Origin of the sequence: Sulfitobacter noctilucicola (assembly GCF_000622385.1) — a bacterium.
Classification (GTDB): Bacteria; Pseudomonadota; Alphaproteobacteria; order Rhodobacterales; family Rhodobacteraceae; genus Sulfitobacter; species Sulfitobacter noctilucicola.
Genome location: NZ_JASD01000008.1, coordinates 2369933 through 2390192 on the forward strand (window position 1 = coordinate 2369933; position 20260 = coordinate 2390192).

A 20260-nucleotide genomic window follows, 5' to 3' on the forward strand; every position below is an offset into this window, starting at 1 on the left:
GAATAAATGACGATTTATGTGATAAACCCCAACAGCAGCCAGCATGTGACCGATGGCATTGACCGCGCGGTCGATCCGATGCGCGCCGCCAGTCCGGTTCCGATTGCTGCGCGCACGCTGGCCGAAGGACCGCCGGGTATCGAAAGTCAGGCGCATGTGGATGGGGTGGTTGCCCCGCTATTGACCCATTGTGCCGCACTGGAAGAGGACGCAAGCGCCTTTGTAATTGCGTGCTACTCCGACCCCGGTTTGGCAGCCGTGCGCGAACAATCCGCACGCCCCGTTGTTGGCATCGCCGAAGCATCCATACTGACCGCAATGACCATGGGGCAGCGGTTTGGGATCATCTCGATCCTTTCCAAGAGCATTCCGCGGCATATGCGCTACGTCGGCGCGATGGGGGTGATGGACCGTTTGGCCGCCGACATGCCGCTGGAACTGGGTGTGTTGGAACTGGCGGATGAAAACCGGACCTTTGAGCGTCTCAAAGACGTGGGCACGCGATTGCGCGACACTGCGATGGCAGACGTTTTGATACTGGGCTGCGCGGGCATGACGGCCTTTCGCACAGATCTCGAAAATTACCTTGGCTTGCCTGTGGTCGAACCCTGTCAGGCGGCGGTCGCTATGGCAATCGGCCGCGTGGCATTACAAAAGACTCGATTGGAAAAAGCATGACACAACTGACTACTGACGCGCGGGGCGTTTTCGTGATTGCGGTCACGCCGTTTCATCCGGATGGCCGGATCGACATGGAAAGCTGTGACCGGATGGTCGATTTCTATCTGGACGCGGGCGCGACCGGACTGACGGTTCTTGGCATGATGGGCGAGGCACCCAAGCTGACGGTAGAGGAATCACGCGATGTGGTGGCCCGCATCCTGAAAAGGGTGGCGAACCGCGTGCCAGTGGTTGTTGGCGTGTCCGCCCCCGGCTTCGCACAGATCGATGCGCTGACGCGGATGGTGATGGATCTGGGTGCCGCTGGTGTAATGGTTGCCCCGCCGGGCAGCCTGCGCACGGACGATCAAATTGTGAATTATTACACGCAAGTGGCCGAATTGATTGGCGATGTGCCGTTTGTCTTGCAGGATTTTCCGCTGGCAACCGGTGTGCAAATGTCGTCGGGCGTGATTGCACGCATTGTGAATGATTTGCCGTCCTGTGTCTGTCTGAAACACGAAGACTGGCCGGGCTTGGAAAAGATCAGCTTCTTGCGCCGCGACGGTGTGCTGAACAAGCGTATTTCTATCTTGTGCGGCAACGGCGGGCTTTTCCTGCCGGAAGAAATGGATCGCGGGGCCGACGGTGCAATGACCGGATTTGCTTATCCCGAAATGATGGTCACGGTTGTGGACCATTACGCCCGCGGCGAGGCCGAACGGGGCCGTGATCTGTTTGATGCATACCTGCCATTGGCGCGGTTTGAACAGCAGCCGGGGATGGGGCTTGCGATCCGCAAATACACGCTCGCGCAGCGCGGCATCATTGCGCATGACGCGCTGCGCAAACCGGGTGCGGCGTTGTCGGAAGCGAGCCGCCGAGAGGTTGATCAGTTGATCACACGACAAGAACAAAGACTGAAGGAATTGAACTGATGGATCTGGAACTGAACGGCAAACGCGCACTGGTGCTGGGCGCCAGCCGTGGCATTGGCATGGCGATTGCGAAATCCTTGGCCGGCGAGGGGGCAGTTGTTTTCGCGGCGGCCCGAAGCGTCGATAAGATCGAAAGCTGGGCAGAGGGTATGAGTAATGTAACCCCGATCAAGCTGGATCTGTCGGACATCGACGCGGTGGATGCGGTGGTTGACGGGCTGATGGCAGAGGGCGGCGTGGACATCGTGGTCAACAACGGTGGGGGACCGCCCCCCGGTGCCGCACAGACCACAGAACGAACTGCGTGGATTGCCAATTTCGAAGCAATGGCCGCGAACCTGTTCCACCTGACGACACGCCTGTTGCCAGCGATGAAAACGCGCGGCTGGGGACGGGTGATCACGGTCACTTCCTCGGGTGTCGAACAGCCGATCCCGAACCTCGCGCTGTCGAATGGCATCCGCTCTGCGGTGGTGGGGTGGTCCAAAACGCTGGCGGGCGAAGTGGCTGCTGACGGGATCACGGTGAACGTGGTGATGCCGGGGCGTATCCACACGCAGCGCGTGGACGAACTGGATGCAGCGGCAGCGAAACGAACACAAAAAGATGTGACGGAAATTGCTGCAAATTCGCGCGCAGGAATTCCTGTTGGTCGATACGGCAAGCCTGAAGAGTTCGCTGATGTCGTAACATTCCTTGCATCCGCTCGGGCTGCCTATGTCACCGGCTCGCGCATTCGCATCGATGGTGGCGCGATCAAGTCGATCTAAGCGTCAAACTTTTTGAATTGGACGCGGCTTTTAGTGGTGCCGCGTCAGTTAAACGGCGTTGCAATGATATATGCTGGGCCGTTTACTCGCTCCTTACACCCCGCACATTCTCGGAAAAGTTGCCGAGGCTTGTGCATCAGTTGAGCAAGGTGACTGGTCCATACGTGTCGAGGAGATGGGTTGTCGGTTTGGGAACATCCTCCGAAGTGATGGACGATACTTGATACCGTGTTCGATAAGGTCTGCACGGCCCCTTTTACCCATGCGGTCGGCCAGATCACTCCGTCGCCAGCGATGAAAATACCTTGCTGTTCGGGTGGTATATTTTGAGGTGCCCCTAATTTCCTAGTCGCCTGCCTCGTTAATTTTCTGCTGTTTTATTTCATAGTCAACCGGTGACAGCATGCCATTGTTGGTGTGTTTGCGCGCCAGGTTATAAAACATCTCGATATATTCGAACACGTCCCGCCTTGCAGCGTCGCGTGTGAGGTAAGTCCGCCGCCTGATGCGCTCCCGTTTCAGGAGTTGGAAGAAGCTCTCTGCGACAGCGTTGTCATGACAGTTACCACGACGGCTCATGCTGGCGATCTGATTGTGTTTGCCGAGGAACGATTGCCACTCCCCGCCGGTATATTGGGAACCCTGGTCGGAATGAATGATGACCTTGTCCTTTGGCTTGCGCCGCCAAACCGCAGCAAGCAACGCCTGCAAAGCGAGATCTGTGGTCATTCGGGATTGCATTGACCATCCAACGACTCGCCTGGAGAACAGATCAATGATGACAGCCAAATACGACCAACCTTCATGGGTTCTGATGTAGGTAATGTCAGTCACCCAAACCGTATCCGGCGCACTTACTTGAAACTGTCGGTCCAGGCCTGCTGGATGAGTTCAGTTTGACGCGCATCTTCAAGCGCACGCGCACTTAGCGGTTCTTTAACCCATGCATAGAACCCACTGAAATGAACGCGAAGAACGCGGCACATCGAGCGGACAGAAAACTCAGCACGGTGAGCCTCAATAAACGCGTACCTCACTGATACTCTCGCGCGAAGTACGCGGTCGCCTTTTTTAGGACGGTGCGCTCTTTCGTGACCCGTGCCAGTTCCCGCTTCAATCGCCTGATCTCGGCAGCCTGATCCGCGACCTCGGATCTGACACGTGCTGACTTCGCAAACTGCGCCTTCCATGTGTACAGCAATTTCGTACTGATCCCCTAACGCTCAACCACTTCGCTGACCGCATAGCGGCGCTCAACAACCTGTGCCACAGCGTCCTGTTTGAACTCGTCTGTAAACCGTATTCCCTTACTCGTATCCTTCTCTCCTTGGACCCATAATTACCAAGCAAACCGTCTACAAATCTAGGGGACCTCAGAGGTTACATTGGCTTCCGGCGCTGGAGGGCGGTAGTCCGATGCACTCTGTGGTCGTTTGGTATTGGAGAGGTTCCTCCATTATTCGATGATTATCTGGGCTTCGCGCAGCGAGTAGAAGATCTAACCGTTCAGCAATTCTTCCTGCGTTCTCCCATTGAAGCTTTCGCAGTATCCGTTCTCTTAAGGGGAGCCCGGTTCGATGTAGCGAATTCTATGCGTCCATAATCTCATCATTTTTCATTTCAATCTACAGTGTCACCTGATTTGCTTTCCAATTCCGCCAGCAAATACGCGCGCGCCGGGGCTAATTGGCATTGAACTAATGCCGCATAATTGCGATATCTCTGACCTCACGGGGCTGGTTAGGATAAAACCGCAGCCGCTTCTCTAGGCCTCATCGCTCAAGATTGAGGGCAGCTCTCTCCACTCCAGTGCGCCGTCGGCTGGGTCATCTTTGCCGAAACCGGGCAGGAGACGCGAAATGTCAAACACGAATTCCATCCCATACACGCGCATCCCATAAACCTTTAGCGCCGGCAGGAAATCGACGCTGTCACGATATATCTTATGCTTTGCAACAGAGCCTCTGGGCGCGTCAGCAGGCGGCGGCTCTTTCAGCACGACATGGTCGCGCGCGTTCAGTTCCCCCATTTCGGTTTTAACATAGTCCTCCTGCCCTGAGCGGGGAGCGGTGATGTCGATGATCCCACTGTTGTCAATCGTACCGGTTCCCAGGCTTTCCCGGCGGCCGTCTTTAAAGTGATAGATGATTTTAATCGGGGTGGTTGTCATAACCTTACTCTCCTGCCCACATTACATGCTCGGTTCGGCCTTGAGGGCATCTCTGACGCCGCCGCCGATCTTCCAGGCATGTTCCTCCATGGGCTGCTTTTTGTAAGTATCATAGTCTTCGTCCCCATCTACATAAGCGTAGGGGCCGTCGTTGCTTTTGAACATGAGGGCTTGATCATATTCCGGGTCGTCCGGGGTAAGCAAACCCTCATCAAGCCGTGTGACCAAGTAGTCCTGATAATTGTGGGCGTTTTCATGCACCATCAGGTCAATGGCTTCGAAGAAGTCATTGAACGAAGAGTTGGGGTGAATGTTGATATTGATCGTGCCATCCGACGGGTTGAAAAACCCGTTTGTTGTTGTGTCCTCCGCGTAGGTTTTCACCTCTGGCACCGGCATTTTGTAGAGCTCGCATTCTTTTTTCAGAAGATTGGTCAGCAAGCGGACCTTTTCTTCGTCCGAGATTTCGGTACTCGGGTCTGTACTGTCCCAATTGGAACGGGCGGCCTGCAAATCGCCGTCATTCAGGATTGCAGTCTTCAATTCCTCGCGTCGCTTGTCATCCAATCGCACAAACTCGGGATCAAGCTCCATCGCGTTATAGATGCGGCGTTGCAGGGCACGTTGTTCATCGTCCAGTTCTTTGTGCTGGCCACGCAGATCATCGAGGAGCTGTAGCTTTTCGTCGGCTGTCTTGCTGCGCAGATCAGCGTCAGTGATGCTGTCTAGCGCGGTGGCTGTTGCATCGGCCTTTGTCTCGGCCGCGATATCGGCGGCATCATGATCGGGCTTTTTCGCCACCAGATCTGCGGCGGCGCGACCCAGATCCGGCGTCTTGGCCAAAGCGGTCGCATAGTCATGGCTGTAGTAACTTTTGTCATAGAGCGCGGTTTCGGCCCAGAACTTGTCGCGCAGAATTTCGATATCTGGGGTCAGGGGGCGCATGTCGCTGGCGGTGTTCCAATTAGCCGAGATCGGAGGCCATGCGGCATCGGCTGCATCTTTCGCGGCCCTGTTGGCGTCATAGACGGCCTGCACCGCATTTGTATCGTCAATCTCTGATTCATAGGTTGGCCAATAGACCCGGGCCGCCGGAAAATCTGGGGAGTCGTAGTCCGTGGTGAAAATCTTTTTCGCGGCGTTGTATGCGTCAACCTGAGCTTGTGTTTCGCGGTTTACGCCTTCGATCGCTTCGGCGGTGGTGATGTCAGGCTGCTTGCCGGTCATCTCTGTCTGCAACCACGCGCGATCAGCCAAAAGCGAGGCATCGGCAGCCTTTAGCGTCTCAAGTTCGCCGACTAGAGGATCGAGAATATCGAATTTTTCTAAGGCATACTTGAAGTAGTTCTGGTTCTTGCCGTTCTCCAAATCGGCTTTCACGCGCACGGCATCGGCGCGTTTGGTTTTCATGTCATTGGAAGAATCCTGATAGCCGATAACGGCATTCAGGCGAGCAACAAAGGCCGCATCATATTTTCCGTCAAGCTCGGCCTTACGCGCGTCAGTGGCGGTTTGAGCTGCCGCAACATCAGCCATAATCCCCTGTGCAAGCGGCTCAATTTCATCCAGCAGGTCTTTGGCAACCATGTAGTTGGCGGACGTGTAGTTCCCGTCATAGGAGGTCCGCTTTGCGCTGATCTCCGCGCCTTTCGTATGCAGCTCCGTCGGGTAGTTTCTTACCTCAACCATCGCGGCGTCAAACTTGGGTTTGACCACCGCATCGCGGGCATCGCAATCAGCCTTGAGTTGGGGCAGGTCGCCTGTGTTGTTTGGGATCTCCGCAATCACCGCATCTGCGGCGGCAATCACCGCGTTCAGCTTAGCTTCGCAGGTGGCATCAGCCACGTTGCTCGCAGCATCGAAATCTGCTGCGGTCGATTTGAAGGTGGCAAACAGCGCATACATCGCATCTGTTTGCGGTTTGACCGCCTTGGCATGATTCAACTTGGGCTTGGCCGCCGCGGCCAAAGCCAGAACGCGATCCCTTTCTTGAACTGCCGCCTTGTCAGCAAGGTCGAGGGAAACCAAATTTGCGCCGATCTGCTCAAGCTCTGCTACAAGGATGAGTGCCTTGGGCATGTCTGGCTTTTTGATAAAGGCCCCGTGGGTCTCCACCCACTTGACCTGAAAATCCTTTAGCGCCTGTTTCAGTGCAGGCGTGGCCACGTCGGTTCGTTTCCGGACCGGTTCGGTCAACGCCACAACCGCGTCATAGCGTGTGTTCACCTCATCGTACTGGGCTTCATGCGCTAAACAGTCAGCCTTGCGTGCAAGAACTTTCTGGCCGGCAGTTTTCGCCCTGCCAGCGGGGGCAAGCACTGCAGCATAGTCATTTTTGTCCCAAGCATCATAGGCGTCGCCGTTCTCTTTCGCATATTCGTCATAAAGTGCGCGAACATCTTCGAGCGTGATTTTCATAGCGCCTACGTCTGTGCGAATTTGCTTGTAGGCGTCCAGGGCGTCCTTGGCCGTTTGGCGCGCTTGCAGCGCTTGATCGAACTCTGCCTGACGGGCCAGCAACCGTTCCATTGCGTTTATTGTGCGGTCCATTGAGGCCAGAGCTTTGCCGAAGTGATTATTATTGATATCGGTGGTGATGCCTTCATCATTGGTCTTGAAGGTCTCGACATCTGATTTGAATTTTGGCGTAATCGCATAGAATTCGCGGGCCTTGATCAGTTTTGGCGTCAGCGCCGCATATTCCCGTTCGATCTGTTCACGCAGCGCTTTGGCCTTAGTGATTTCGACCTCTTCGGCTTGAAGCATTGGGATTGTCGCCTTCAGGCGGATCAGCATCGCTTGCGCCTCTAGCACCTTTTTCGCAGCGCAAAGCGCATCAATTTGCTCGTGCTCAAACGACAGCTTGCGTTGCAGTTTTTCCCCCTGCGTCGTGTCACCAGGCAATGCGAGCAAACGGTCAATCTCTGCCCGCAAAGGTTCGCGTTCATTGATGATCTCGGCAATACGCTTGCGTATCTCGACAGCGATCAGTATCTGCGGGATCAATAGGATTAGTCGACCGAAAGCCGCTTGTGCCCTAGCAAAGTCATCCGGCTGCGGTGCCTCAACAGACAGCGCATCAGAGGCTTCCTTTTTCAGATCTTCGAAGGCCGTGATCTCTGTGTCGATGGCATCGCTAGGCACCTCAACTATGTCGAGCGCATCAAGGAACGCCTGCTTGCGTTCAAGTATCCCCTTTTTGATTTGTTGGGCCTTCGCAACCTCGCCAGCAAGGTCGGCACCGCAGGATTTCGCCCGATCAAGATCCCCGGTGTCACAGGCGGCGACAGCACCGGTATAGAGCTGGCCAATCCGCGTGGAAAGGTCCGGTGCAAAGGCTTGGAGGTCATTGTATTTGACCTTGATATCGGCGATCTCCTCACGCAGAGCGACGGCATCTTCAATGTTTCGAACCTTATCCTCAAATGCGGCTTTGGCCTCGTCCGCGGCGTTTGGCGCTCCAAACAATACCTCAGACATCTGGTCCGTGAGACTGCTGAACATTCCCAAGTTCGCGTCGACTCCAGCCACCTGCAGTGCCTCGGCAGTTGGGTTTTCGAACGCACCGAGCATAGTGCTAATCTCTTCCGTGCCGCTGCTGAAGGCTGCGTTCACCCTATCACCGAGGGAGCTTATCTCAGATGCCAACGCTTCCCCGAAGCCTGCCAGACCACCTTTATAGGGAGTTTCCGCCGTTACATCAGAAGCTGAAGGCGCTGATGTCGCGGCAGGTTGGGTCTGCGAATCGCCGGACCGAGCGTCGATCAGCGCTCGGAGTTTGGCCAACTTAGTTTCCAACCGATCAAGGGCTTGCTGCTCATCCGGTGCCGGGGCGGTGTCCCCAAATTCTGTTCCTATCAACCGATCAAACTGTTCTAGAATATCTTGGAACCGTCCGATCAGTCCATTTGGAGTGTCTGAGGCTGCATCGTTCATGAACGCCTCCAATTTATTGTTTGTAAAAGGATATTAAAAATGAAACGCAAAAAATCTTAATGAGTAGAGCCGGAGCAGAAGGGGAAGTCAAGATCGACCCAAAGATGAAGGGCCGGTTTCAGGAATCTGCAGCGCAGCGTTGTGATCGTCAGTCAATGTTCAGAATGGACCGGAAGCGGGACTCAACACAGGGGGCTAATTCTGTTGAAAAACTCTGGTTGATTGAGGTGCTGTCGCTGATTCAGTTCTCGCAAGGATGCGGGATATTGAGCGATGATGGGACCGAAGCAAGAATCGCAGCCAGCACTGTTTTATGAGTTCTCGTTGGAAGGTCACGTCCCACAGGATCACCTGCTGCGCTCGATTGATTGGTTCGTTAATCTGAGCGACAACTGACAGTACTTGGCAGAGTTCTACAGCCACACTGGCCGTCCATCCATCGATCCCGAGCTACTGATCCGGATGCTGTTGGTGGGGTACTGCTTTGGCATCCGGTCTGAACGTCGGCTGTGTGAAGAGGTGCATTTGAGATTAGCGTATCGCTGGTTTTGCCGCCTCGACCTGTCTGATCCTATCCCAAACCATTCGACGTTCTAAAAGAACCGACATGGTCGCTTGCGCGGGAGTGCATTGTTGCGGCATCTGTTTGAGAAGACTGTTGCGCGGTGTATCTCGGATGGCTTGGTGAGTGGCCAGCGCCTTGCGGCAGATGCCAGTTTGATTGAGGCCGATGCGAACAAACAAAACTCCACGCCGAAGGAAGATTGGGACCGCAGCGCCATTGATCCAGCCGATGCGCCGCCCGCTGTGAAGGAATATCTCGATGTATTGGATGAAGACGCTTTTGGCGCAGCATCTGAGGTTGAGCCAAAGTTCACGTCCCATTCAGACCCGTCAAGCCAGTGGAAGGCCGCGCGCAAAGGCCCCGCATTCTTTGCCTATTCTACCAATTATCTGATCGACACGGACCACAGTGTCATCGTCGATGTTGAGGGCACAAGATCAATCCGGCAGGCTGAAGTCGGCTCTGTGCGCACTATGCTGGATCGGATCAAGGACCGGCATGATATCGATCCTGAGCGATTGATTGCAGACAGCGCTTATGGATCAGGGCCGATGCTTGGATTGCTCGTTGGTCGCAAAATCAATCGCCACATTCCAGTGCTTGATAAAGCTGGACGGACTGACGGTACATGGTCTCGCACAGACTTCGAATGGGACCCAGAGAACGATCAATACATCTGTCCCGAAGGTGAATCGCTCAAGCAGTTCCGCCGCAACTATTCCGATCCCAACCGTGGTCCAGACGGCAAAGGCGTCGCCAAGTATCGCGCATTGAGGCTGACCTATCAGGCCAGCCCATCGAAAGCGAAATGCTGCCCCAACGCCGACTTTCGTCCCACAACCCCGAAGAACGCGAAGATGCCCGCCAAGTCGCCCGCGATACTGCTAAAACCAAGCAATACAAAGTCTCAATGAGCCTCCGAAAGAAAGTCGAAATGCTCATCGCCTACTTAAAGCGCATCCTTTGGCTGGGACGATTGCGATTACGCGGCCCATGCGGCGCAAACGATGAATTCCTACTCGCCGCAACCGCCCAGAACCTTCGCAAACTGGCGAAGATCTTTCCTGCACCGCAGCAAATGAGAAAAGCCTTAAAGGATGGGCGTTTGCGCGACGTTCAAGGCGGTACTTTTTGCGCTCGCAACACGTTGTTTGTTCGCAGAATCAGCCCAACTGCGCAGTGTTTCTGCAACGCGGCCAATGTCGGCTTTCATAATTGGATTCAAAACCTTTTCACCAAGCAAAGGGCCTTCTACAAGGTTGTAGGCATATTGATACGATTGATGCGAAGCTTCTGAAGTCGTCCAGTCTTTGCTACCATTGTAGGCTTAGCATTCAAGTAAATTGACTAAGCCATCGGCAAGGTGCGAAAATTTGTGATTGTCTCCGGGAAGGGTATGCAGTCAGGAGTTGAGCCTTATACCATTTTGGTAAGGATTTTCGTTCCGATGTGCATGATGAGCTGGCGAATACTTTGGGAGGTCATCCATTGCCGCAAGCGGCGGTTCAGGCAGATCGTCAGGATCAGCTAGTTCAACGCCTTGCTCAAGTACAGCGTGCGCCTCTCGAGGGCGGATGAGCGGAAGGCACGCTTCCCCTGCTTTTCGGTGCCCAAGTATCGCTATCAAGGGATGACAGCGTCTGCTCGACCATATTGCCGGGGAGCAGGCTTTCGGTCATTAATCTGCCGCTTTCAATGAGCGCGTGAACCGGTAGGCCAAGATGTACCCAACGCATATGCCGCCGCCCTCTCATGAAGCGGATGCCACGCCAACCGACAAGCACTTTGGCCGGAAACAAAACTAACCGGCGTTGTTGGCCCACGGCCAATGGTATCCGGTGATTGGATGACACAATCAGCGGCCGATTGTGCGCGGCACGATTGATAAGTTTTGACGGGATCAGAACGGGGCGCTGCCTGTCCGGGGTCGTCGAGGAATAAGACAATTCCCGAAACCGAATTATTTTTAACTCCTGTAATCCTGCGCTCCATGTGGGCAACATGATGCCGGGCTGCAGTCTTTCGATGGGAACACGCCCTTCAATTGTCCGGATCAGGGTACCTTCGGCGAAGCAGGCCACACTGCCCGGCGTCAGTGTGCTCGTCACTTCGTAGGTGTCGCCTTTATCGTTGGTGACCAGGCCTGTGCCACTGCTTGTTGCAGACCCCATATACTGGCTGGTCATGCCCGCTGCTGCGCCATCTATTGCAGTAAAAGGTCCCGAGCCATGCGATACGAACTGCAGAACGCTCCCGCCGGAATCCACCAGTGCGAAGCCTTCGCCGTCACCCATGGAGGACGGAAAGCTAATGACTGTATCTTTGCTAAAAACATACACGTCATTGCCAGCGATTGTGGCAGCCAAGGTAGGGAACGGCAGCACACCGCTGCTGTCTTGGCCGCCCTCTTGGTACCGTTCGAGGTAAAATCCAGTCACATCCGTACCAGCAGGCAAAACCACTTCGATGAAATCGCTGTTCCCGTTCCCAGCATAACTGATTTCCGAGATATACGATTCCAGTAATGCTATATTCTATATCCATCGAAATCCGCCGATAGAATAAATCATAAAGACCTAATAATTTGTAAACTGGCTTCGAATGCGCCTCCTGCACATTACAATCAAGAATGAATGACCTGTCGAATGGCGGCCCTGAAGCCGTCATTCGTGTTCGTCCTTCTAACTGTCGCTATGTCCGCTCTGTAGTCATCTGGACATCTTGAAATGCTGCGGTATCAGCCAAGGTCCGCTATGCGGGCTGCGACCGCAGCATTGAGACAGTGAGGTGAACGGCTGGTTTGAGCCGGAAACAGACCTCTCCAATGAAATCAATGGGTGGCGGCACTGCGGGCAAAGAAGAATGCGACCATTGGATTAATTTTCACTGTTGGTCAAAATTTTTCTTGTCCTTGGAAACTCCTCAACTTCGGTACTCTGGGTTTTCAAACCCGAACCTTGCACCTGCTTCCCAAGCGCTGCGATCGTTGCCTCGGTTCGAGTAACCGTGTGCGTCTTTCAGAATCCGCGTCAAATGCATCAAATTCCATGTCATGATTGTGGTGTTGCGTTGGGTGAATTCGTTTTCGTAGCCAACACGCCCGCCATCGTCTGCTTTGTCGCCATAGGATGGGCCGGGCCCGGCTTCGCCTATCCATCCGCAATCGGCCTGCGGCGGGATCGTAAATCCAAGGTGGCTCATGGCGTAACCGATTGTCATTGCAGCATGTTTAATGCCGTCTTCGTTACCTGTGATCACGCAACCCGCTGTTTTACCATAAAAAACGGATTGACCTTTTTCGTTTAGCTCTCCTGACATACCATAAAGGCGTTCGATCAAAACCCGACACACTGAGGATTCTTCGCCCAGCCAAAGGGGGGTTCCGACCACCAAGATGTCAGCTGCTTTTACCATTTCCCAAACTTTGGGCCAATCGTCGGTGTTCCAACCGTGTTCCGTCATATCTGGATAGATGCCTGGGGGGATGTTGTGGCTCAACATGTGCACAAATTCTACGTTCACCCCATTGTCAGTCATGATTTTGGCAGAGGCGTTCATCAGCAGTTTAGTATGGCTTTCGCTTGGTTGCTTCTTCAGAGAAGTGTTCAAGAATAGCGCTTTGATATCCGTATAGTCTGTCATTTTATGTCCACCATATCTGTCCTATCCAATCACAACACGTAAACGAAACGGTGTGTTCCGCAACAATCGAAGATTGCGGCCGCTGCTTTGAGCAACAAGTGCTCGTTCTGTGAGCTACGCGGAACTTGTCGACACAAGCCATTCGTTTATCCCGCAACCTCGGTCGGATTGGTCTCACAGCAGACCGTCGGCGGTGCAGCCAGACAAATTGACGATGTTTTTGTACCCAAGGACTGGGATGCGGACTTTCCCGACCTTTGTTTTTTCGCTTCGTGGGCGCAGAAAACCTTCGCATTTGTAGCATGTCTGTTGCCGCCGTGCAGCTCACGTCACCAAAGCTGCCGTTGAATCTCGTCGCTACACCCAAGGTCTGCTATGAACCGCGCCGGGTTTGCCGGAGGCTCCAACTCCTGAGTAGGATGGAGCATCATGAGCAAGACAACGAACAAATTTTCCCCCGAAGTGCGTGAACGCGCAGTGCGACTGGTCTTCGACAATGAGGGGCAGCATGGATCGCGTTGGCAAGCGATCATGTCGATCGCGGCGAAGATCGGCTGTGCGCCCCAGACCCTGAATGATTGGGTCAAGAAGGCCGAGGTCAATAGCGGCAAGCGCCCGGGCGTCTCCAGCGAGATGGCCGAGCGCATGAAGGCGTTGGAACGCGAGAACCGTGAGCTGCGCCAGGCGAATGAGATCCTTCGCAAGGCGTCAGCTTATTTTGCGCTGGCGGAGCTCGACCGCCGGTCGAAGTGATGGTGGGTTTCATCGACGCGCATCGTGATGCGCACGGGGTCGAGCCGATCTGCAACGTGCTGCCGATCGCCCCGTCCACCTATTATGATCATCTGGCCAAGCGGGCCGATCCAACCCGGCGGTCGGATCGCGCGCGCCGGGATGATGCGCTGCGGCCAGAGATCCGGCGTGTCTTCGAGGAGAACTGGAGCGTCTACGGCGTGCGCAAGGTCTGGCACCAGCTGCGCCGCGAAGGCTTCGATGTCGCTCGCTGCACGGTCGCGAGGTTGATGAAGGACATGGATATACAAGGCATCATTCGAGGCAAGCCACACAGAACGACGATCCCCGACAAGAAGCAGCCCTGTCCGTTGGACAAAGTGAACCGCCAGTTCCGGGTGCCCGCACCGAACATGCTGTGGGTCAGTGATTTCACCTACGTCGCAACCTGGAAGGGGTTCGCATATGTCGCTTTCGTGATCGATGCCTATGCTCGGAGGATCGTTGGCTGGCGCGTCAGCACTTCCCCTCACGCCGGTTTCGTCCTTGATGCATTGGAACAGGCGGTCCACGAACGTCGCCCGGTCAAAGGCATGGGGCTGGTACATCACAGCGACCGAGGCAGCCAATACCTGTCCATAAAATACACCGAAAGATTGGCGGAGGCGGGTATCGAACCTTCTGTGGGCAGCGTCGGTGACAGCTATGACAACGCCCTCGCCGAAACGATCAACGGCCTGTTCAAAGCTGAGGTCATCCACCGTCGCGGCCCGTGGCGCAGTTTCGAGGCCGTCGAATACGCGACACTCGAATGGGCAGACTGGTTCAACAACCGCCGCCTGCTCGAGCCTATCGGAAACATCCCGCCCGCAGAAGCCGAAGCAAACTTCTACGCAGCTCTGGAAACTGAACCCGTGGCCGCGTAACTAACCGAAATCAGCCTCCGGCAAACCCGGCGCGGTTCATAGGGCACGTTTGAAGATAACTCAGGCAATACAACTAAAGCTCACTTCAAGACCATGCTGATACCGGCACCGAAAATTGCACCGTCGTAGCTGCGTGATGTTATGTTTGATCTGTTGCTGTCCCAACCGATGTACGCAAAACCTTTGGAGTTCTGTGACAGTTTGCGATCGACCCGAATATGTGCTGCCATACGTGTGTCCGACCGGGTGAGAGGGGAGGAGCTGGCGAATGCGCCGTCGAAATCTCTTTGGTAAAATTTTACCCGGCCGGTGATTTCCGTAAGGTCTGATAATGGCACACGCAGGGTCGCGCGGGCGCCGACTTCGGCATAGCTGTATTGATCTTTCTCCGCACGCCGAGTTTCGCCATAGATTGTTCCCGACACCATGAAACGGTCCGCGTTCGGCCGCCATTCGTGAGTGATTTCTGCCAGGACTTCGCGCTGGTCATAGCCTTCAAACAGCGCTTCGTTCTGATCACGATGTCCAAGGCGCAGCCGCGCGCGCGTCGTGTGCTCTTTATCGTGTTTGAATTGCAGTCTGGCACCGATGCGGGTGCGGTCAAATATCCGGTCTTTCTCTGATTGAGAGACGGCATGGACGGCCTGTAGCCGAAATTGCCATTTGTTTTCAGTATCCAGAGGCACTTGATAGGACCCGATGAATTCGACGGTCGCTTTGTCGTCCACATCGTCAGACGCATAAGCCTGCGCTTTGATTTTTATGCCAAACGCAAATGTTGATCCCTCGGTTGTGCGGTGCTTAAGCGCAACGTCGGTCTCTGAAACCAACGCGTGCCGAAGGCGGGATGTTTCCGATATGCCTTCACCGGCGAGCACAGGTAGGTTCTCATACGAGAAAGCCTGCTTCACGGTTGTTTTTGTCTGCGCATCTGCCTGCGGTGCGATTGCAAGTACGGCTCCGGTAAGCAGCGTCAGGAGCGATTGCTTGAAAGCTGAAAAGTGCATCATGCGATCCTCAGAAGTTTTTCGGGGATAACGTTATTCTTGAATGCTTTTTCGAGGTTTTCGCCGTCCTGTTTGACGAGGATGCTCAGCATCGATTCAAGGGTGAAATAGGCCCGCAAGACGCGGAAGATCAGGTATTCCGGCAGGCAAAGGACACCGCGTGGCATACCGTTCAGCAGGGATGAGATGACGGCCATGATAGCGGGTGCCCCGGTCGTGACTGCAACAATAGACTGCCAGATGATCGGACTTTGGGGATTGAATCCGAGCACGTATTCAAGGGTGCCGAACAAGATCAGAGGGACAAGCATGGCGCGGCGGCCTGAGTTGATCAGCATGTAAGGCAGGATGATTTTGCCGCGCAGTGTCATCCAGTCGGAATAGATCAGGTCGCGGCAGCGCGAGCTGATGTGATACACGGACCGAAACCAGCGCATCCGCTGTTCGCGCATATGTGCATAGGAAGAGGGGACCTCGGAGATGTAGCGGATCTTTGGGTCCACAACGGAGTGAAATCCCAGCTCGCCTATGCGCAACGAAATGTCGGTATCTTCCCCGTTCATACCTTCGACAAAGCCGCCCAGATAGCGGGGGTGCTCTGTGCGGTAGACCACGAACATGCCGGGGATCCCGACAACGCCGTTCACGGCCCCCATCGCGACGGAGTAGAAGCCGTGTTTCACTAGAACTTCGAGCAGACGCGCGCGGTCAAACAGAGCGCCGCCGGGCGGGATCGGTACACCGCCGACCACGCCGACCGCAGGGTCAGAGAAATAGGCCATCGCACGTGTGATGTTATCTTCGCCGACCAAAGTGTCTGCGTCGACGCGGATCAGGAATTCGGTCTTTGTCGCCTCAAGACCTGCATTCAGGGCGTTAGACTTTCCGGGCTTAGGCACATTGATCAGCTGCCCTTTGGCGCTTTTGCATTTCGCCAGTGTTTCGCGGGCAATCGTTTCGGTATTGTCAGACGAATTGTTGTTCATAATCAGGATATGCACGTCACCGCCGTAGTGCGCTGCCGCCTTGTCCATCGCGTTGATTGTGTTTTCGATTATATATTCTTCGTTGTGGGCAGGTACGATGATGCTGACGGCAGGCTTGAACGTCGCTTTTTTGGCTGTCTTCACGTCATAGATCGCAAGCAAGTATAGCTGGCCGAACAATGTGGGAAGGAAAAGAAACACCCCCGGACCAATACCGCCCAGCATGGTCAGCTGACGCATTTGCTCAACCACGTCGAGCTTCATCGAGCTGACATATGCTGACACGGCTCCGGCGATGGTAATCGTGATTGCAAGGCGCAGCAGCGCCCTTTTATTGCTGATCGCGCGATGTTCGATGGGAATACGCACTGGCATCCGGCCACGCTCCAACAGCTTGAAGGAGTAGATTGCGAAGCCCAAAAGACCCGACAGGATGGCGCTGAAATGCAGCGAGTAGGACAGGCCAACCATCTTTTCCATGACGATATTGGCCAGATCGAAAATGCCGCAGATCACAGCATAGCTCAGAACAAGATCAAGTGCGAAAAGGGCCCTGCCGCTCCAGTTCGCGGATGAAAAAGCGGCGAAGGAGATGCAGAAGGACACGATGAAAATTCTGATCGCGATGGCGTGGTGGCCTTCGTAAGGTGAAAAGACAAGATCGCGGTTGGGGAAGGTGGCGCTGACCGTTGGCGTGTTCACAATCCAGAGCAGAGCGGCTGCGATACAGCAAAACGTCAGGAGCATGGCCGGCGCACGGAGTTGCGAAACGGGGCCTGCGAAACGCTTTGGCGCACTGTCGACCGACACAAACTCGATCTGATCGCGCTTGTCATGGGTGGCAACCGTGGTCATTGGACCATTCCGGCGCGCAACAGGTTGTCGGTCTGGATGATGATGCCCGCTACAGGCGTGCGCTGAAGCTGCGCGATGACTTCGGCAGAGGCGGGTTGCGCACGGATTTCCTCACCATTGACAGGATTATACGCAATCCAAGTGGTTCCGCTTGTGACGTCCAATTCTGCGAGACTACCAAGATCGGCGCGGCTGAAAGGGAGTAGGTTGACGGTTTGACGGATTGGAAGGATTTTCGTGTCGGTGGGCACCAACTTTGCAATCAATCCAGATACCACTGTCGCTTCGGTAGCTGAGAGTGAGGGGACGTCTACCACACCTACTGCCGTAAAGCTGGACAACATTGATTTCACGGCGGAGGTTTGCGTCTCAAACACTGGTCCTACGCCGCGCAGCTGGGATGTCGGATGCATCTCGGCAATAAGTTCGGGGCCAAGGGTGCAAATACCGTCAACGTCGGCGGAGGATGCGGCCGTGACCTCAATCACGTTGACCTTGTCATGCATGTCTTCTGGCAGAGCAATTTCGGCGCGGTAGGTGTTTTGGCCTGTAGGCACGCGGTCCATCTGGAGAATACGGTTGTTCAGCGTGGTCGTGACCGTCCAAACTGCCCCGTCATCCAGAAACCCGAGTGTAAGGTCGACGTCGAACGTGGTGGGCATCACGTTGTTCTCGACATCGTCGAGGTCATAACGTGTGCGCCAGCTAGTGCTTTTCTGGAAGCGGCGGATGCCCGCGTTGGCACCAGTCGTCGCCACGGCCATCGGCCAGATCGTGCGGGAAGAAATATCTGTCGATGATGTTTGCAGCAGTTCGCGAAGGCCATCTGTCGTCAGGGCAACGGAGGCACCATCCTCAACAAAACGTAGATCCTGACCCTGACGGGATAGTTCAGCGCCAAGTGCAAGGCGGCGTGGCTGTTCTTCACTGGCCAACCACGCAGGCCAGCCGACAATAATCTGGTCGCCCCAGGCAAGAACACGGTCGCGCGTGCTTTCCAACGGGCTGTCCGTTGTCAGGTACAGAGCACTGGTCGTCTCAACTTCGGTGACGGCTTGAATGCGTGAGTTAGAAGCGCAACCGGCGTGATCCCCATCGCCCACCTGACTGAATGACACGACAAGTCTATCGCTTGCGAGCTCTTCGGCGGTCAGATCAATACGAAGCGATCGGCGCACTTCACCCGGCTTCAACAAAAGCTCTCCGCGGCGGGTGTTGTTGATGGCGATGCGGAGGGTCCCTTGAACACCTGCCAGAACTTGATGGGTTGCGTCGATCTGAAGGGTGCCCGCTGTCGCGCGTGCATCTATCGGCAGGGAGAACACAGCACTCTGATAAGCGGGCAAACCGGAAAGGATGATCGGGTTGGCGGCGTTGTTTCTGTGCATGACAGCGTTTGCTGCGGCAGAGGCAGACGCCAAGGGTGCGCTGGTTTCAAAGGCCAGTTGGGGGCCGGACAGGGTTTCGGTGAATTTCCGAACTCCTTTGTGCCAGATATCAAGTGAAGAGAAGAGCAGCGCCGCGCCCGTCAAGAGGAATGCCAAAAGTCCGATACCAATAATACGCATGTCGATCACTCGTTCGTTTGAAGGAGAAGGGCTGACCCGACAGGGTGCCGGATCAGCAGGGCGCGCGTCTGCGGTTAGGCCGCTTCGTCAAGCTGCACGACGCCGGGTGCCTGATTGTCGGTCCAGGTTGAGACGCAGGGGATCATGTCCATGCGGCATCTGTCGGCGAACCGCTGTGCAATTTGCTGGGTTTCTTCCAGCAGTCCTTCGGCAAGTGTGATCGGCTTGAGGCCGAGCGAGATGAAGGTTTTGTTGGACACGCGCAGGCCGTTTTCTGCAGCCTCGTTGCGCGGGTTGTCGACATTCGCAATCGTCGCACCGGACGCCTTGGCAACCAGTTCCGCCAGATTGCGGACGGTGTGTGTCTCTGTCATCTGGTTCAGGATCTTGACCTTGCCGGTCCGCTCTGGCGGATTCATCACGGCGAGCGCCAGACATTTGACGGTGTCCTGAATGTGGATAAACGCACGTGTCTGACCACCGGTGCCATGTACTGTCAGCGGATGACCTACAGCAGATTGCATCAGGAAACGGTTCAGAACTGTGCCGTAGTCGCCGTCATAATCGAAACGGTTCATCAAACGGTCGTCAAGCTTGGTCTCATCGGTCTGTGTGCCCCAGACGATGCCCTGATGCAGGTCGGTGATGCGCAGGCGGTCGTTCTTGGCGTAAAATTGGAACAGCAACTGATCCATTGACTTGGTCATATGGTAGACGCTGCCGGGGTTTGTCGGATACAGGATGTCGCGCTGGTAGATCTGCTTTTCATCACCCGGGATGTAGACTTTGAGGTAGCCTTCGGGGATCTCCATGCCATCATCATCATAGCCGTAGACACCCATTGTGCCGAGGTGAACGATGTGTGGATCAATGCCAAGGCTTGTGACAGCCGCCAGCAGGTTGTGAGTCGCACCAATGTTGTTGTCGACGGTAAAGCGTTTCTCGGTCGCCCCTTTCATAGAGTAAGGTGCCGCGCGCTGTTCGCCAAAGTGGATGACGGTATCCGGCTTTTGCTGGTCCAGCAGCGCCTCAAAGCGATCATACTCAACGGCTACGTCGATTTTCTCGAATGCAATTGTCTTGCCGGTGGCTTCTTTCCAGGCGGTCAGGCGTGTTTCCATAGATTGGATCGGTGTGAGGCTGTTGGCACCGAGTTCTTCGTCAATGGAGCGACGTGACAGATTGTCGACGATAGTGACGTCATTGCCCATCTGGGAAAGGTGAAGTGCTGTTGGCCAACCGCAAAAGCCGTCGCCACCGATGATCATGATCTTTTTCATAGTCTGTTCCTCTTTACTGTCTTCACTGACCGCAGCGGCCCTTGGCACGAACTGGATGTGCATTTGTTTCGGTGAAGACAGATTTAGAGAGGGAGAGAACGGAAATCTGCTGGCTTGGAGGGTAGTCTGAAGGGCCATTGGTCAGCAGGTATATGCGAAAGGATAGGTTACCTATGCAGAATCGGGCAGATTCACTGAGAAAGCGAATCTGCTGTAGGAAGTGTA

The 20260-nt window shown here is 55.0% G+C and carries 12 protein-coding genes, 3 pseudogenes and 1 other annotated feature; of the genes and pseudogenes, 5 read left to right on the forward strand and 10 right to left on the reverse strand.

The genetic code is table 11. The features are described from left to right. Positions 1-6 precede the first annotated feature (6 nt). Genes Z946_RS0115220 through Z946_RS0115230 form a run of 3 tightly spaced genes read left to right on the forward strand, consistent with a single transcriptional unit; the run spans position 7 to position 2368 of the window. A complete protein-coding gene (locus Z946_RS0115220) occupies positions 7-678 on the forward strand; it encodes an aspartate/glutamate racemase family protein (RefSeq protein ID WP_025056588.1) in 672 nt (223 codons plus the stop codon). Further along, the gene (locus tag Z946_RS0115225) at positions 675-1598 is read left to right on the forward strand and encodes a dihydrodipicolinate synthase family protein (RefSeq protein WP_025056589.1); all 924 of its coding nucleotides are present in this window, start codon (positions 675-677) and stop codon (positions 1596-1598) included. The genes Z946_RS0115220 and Z946_RS0115225 overlap by 4 nt, the downstream gene beginning before the upstream one ends. Then, entirely contained in the window at positions 1598-2368 is a 771-nt protein-coding gene (locus Z946_RS0115230; RefSeq protein ID WP_025056590.1) for an SDR family oxidoreductase, read from the forward strand. The genes Z946_RS0115225 and Z946_RS0115230 overlap by 1 nt, the downstream gene beginning before the upstream one ends. A 345-nt stretch (positions 2369-2713) precedes the next feature. Here Z946_RS0115230 and Z946_RS20775 read toward each other — a convergent pair. The 4 genes and pseudogenes from Z946_RS20775 to Z946_RS0115250 form a co-directional block, all read right to left on the reverse strand. Then, positions 2714-3671 (reverse strand): annotated as a pseudogene (locus Z946_RS20775) (IS3 family transposase). 60 nt (positions 3672-3731) lie between these two features. Further along, positions 3732-3950, reverse strand: a pseudogene (locus Z946_RS21540) (integrase core domain-containing protein); the annotation flags it as partial. 183 nt (positions 3951-4133) lie between these two features. Continuing rightward, a complete protein-coding gene (locus tag Z946_RS0115245; protein WP_025056591.1) occupies positions 4134-4538 on the reverse strand; it encodes a hypothetical protein in 405 nt (134 codons plus the stop codon). Positions 4539-4559: 21 nt separating this feature from the next. Continuing rightward, positions 4560-8474 carry a coiled-coil domain-containing protein gene (locus Z946_RS0115250; protein ID WP_025056592.1) on the reverse strand — a complete coding sequence of 1305 codons (3915 nt, stop codon included), beginning with the start codon at positions 8472-8474 and terminating at the stop codon, positions 4560-4562. A gap of 273 nt (positions 8475-8747) precedes the next feature. Between Z946_RS0115250 and Z946_RS20785 the strand changes: the two are divergent. Continuing rightward, positions 8748-10114: pseudogene (locus Z946_RS20785) on the forward strand (IS1182 family transposase); the annotation flags it as partial. 469 nt (positions 10115-10583) lie between these two features. On the opposite strand, the gene Z946_RS0115265 reads toward Z946_RS20785, so the two are convergent. Then, the gene (locus tag Z946_RS0115265; RefSeq protein ID WP_152540586.1) at positions 10584-11477 is read right to left on the reverse strand and encodes a Hint domain-containing protein; all 894 of its coding nucleotides are present in this window, start codon (positions 11475-11477) and stop codon (positions 10584-10586) included. 484 nt (positions 11478-11961) lie between these two features. Beyond that, positions 11962-12681, reverse strand: a complete 720-nt coding sequence (locus tag Z946_RS0115270; protein WP_025056595.1) for a flavodoxin family protein — start codon at positions 12679-12681, stop codon at positions 11962-11964. A 429-nt stretch (positions 12682-13110) separates the two neighbouring features. Here Z946_RS0115270 and Z946_RS0115280 point away from each other — a divergent pair. Beyond that, positions 13111-14339, forward strand: a protein-coding gene (locus Z946_RS0115280; RefSeq protein WP_152540587.1) for an IS3 family transposase whose coding sequence is annotated in 2 segments (ribosomal slippage) — positions 13111-13399 and positions 13399-14339 — 1230 coding nt in all. Because the reading frame shifts where the segments join, the coding sequence is not laid out codon by codon here. Next, positions 13392-13508 (forward strand) — a sequence feature (AL1L pseudoknot). Its footprint overlaps the gene before it by 117 nt. An 80-nt stretch (positions 14340-14419) precedes the next feature. Here the strand turns inward: Z946_RS0115280 and Z946_RS0115285 are convergent. The 4 genes from Z946_RS0115285 to Z946_RS0115300 all read right to left on the reverse strand — a co-directional run bounded on the left by Z946_RS0115285 (position 14420) and on the right by Z946_RS0115300 (position 20035). After that, positions 14420-15346, reverse strand: coding sequence for a hypothetical protein (locus tag Z946_RS0115285; RefSeq protein ID WP_025056597.1), 927 nt, complete (start codon positions 15344-15346; stop codon positions 14420-14422). Next, positions 15346-17187 (reverse strand): glycosyltransferase family 2 protein, encoded by a 1842-nt coding sequence (locus Z946_RS0115290; protein ID WP_025056598.1) that lies wholly within the window; start codon positions 17185-17187, stop codon positions 15346-15348. The genes Z946_RS0115285 and Z946_RS0115290 overlap by 1 nt, the downstream gene beginning before the upstream one ends. After that, the gene (locus Z946_RS0115295; RefSeq protein WP_025056599.1) at positions 17184-18755 is read right to left on the reverse strand and encodes a cellulose biosynthesis cyclic di-GMP-binding regulatory protein BcsB; all 1572 of its coding nucleotides are present in this window, start codon (positions 18753-18755) and stop codon (positions 17184-17186) included. Before Z946_RS0115295 ends, Z946_RS0115290 begins: the two co-directional genes overlap by 4 nt. 74 nt (positions 18756-18829) lie before the next feature. Beyond that, positions 18830-20035: an NAD-dependent epimerase/dehydratase family protein gene (locus Z946_RS0115300; protein WP_025056600.1), complete on the reverse strand. Its 1206-nt coding sequence runs from the start codon at positions 20033-20035 to the stop codon at positions 18830-18832. Between the last annotated feature and the right edge of the window lie 225 nt (positions 20036-20260).

Excerpts from the sequence above, each read along its gene's own strand:
- Z946_RS0115270 (WP_025056595.1), bottom strand. The coding sequence starts at position 12,681 with ATGACAGACTATACGGATATCAAAGCGCTATTCTTGAACACTTCTCTG.
- Z946_RS0115250 (WP_025056592.1), bottom strand. The coding sequence starts at position 8,474 with ATGAACGATGCAGCCTCAGACACTCCAAATGGACTGATCGGACGGTTC.
- Z946_RS0115230 (WP_025056590.1), top strand. The coding sequence starts at position 1,598 with ATGGATCTGGAACTGAACGGCAAACGCGCACTGGTGCTGGGCGCCAGC.
- Z946_RS0115220 (WP_025056588.1), top strand. The coding sequence starts at position 7 with ATGACGATTTATGTGATAAACCCCAACAGCAGCCAGCATGTGACCGAT.
- Z946_RS0115225 (WP_025056589.1), top strand. The coding sequence starts at position 675 with ATGACACAACTGACTACTGACGCGCGGGGCGTTTTCGTGATTGCGGTC.
- Z946_RS0115300 (WP_025056600.1), bottom strand. The coding sequence starts at position 20,035 with ATGAAAAAGATCATGATCATCGGTGGCGACGGCTTTTGCGGTTGGCCA.
- Z946_RS0115245 (WP_025056591.1), bottom strand. The coding sequence starts at position 4,538 with ATGACAACCACCCCGATTAAAATCATCTATCACTTTAAAGACGGCCGC.
- Z946_RS0115295 (WP_025056599.1), bottom strand. The coding sequence starts at position 18,755 with ATGCGTATTATTGGTATCGGACTTTTGGCATTCCTCTTGACGGGCGCG.
- Z946_RS0115285 (WP_025056597.1), bottom strand. The coding sequence starts at position 15,346 with ATGCACTTTTCAGCTTTCAAGCAATCGCTCCTGACGCTGCTTACCGGA.
- Z946_RS0115290 (WP_025056598.1), bottom strand. The coding sequence starts at position 17,187 with ATGACCACGGTTGCCACCCATGACAAGCGCGATCAGATCGAGTTTGTG.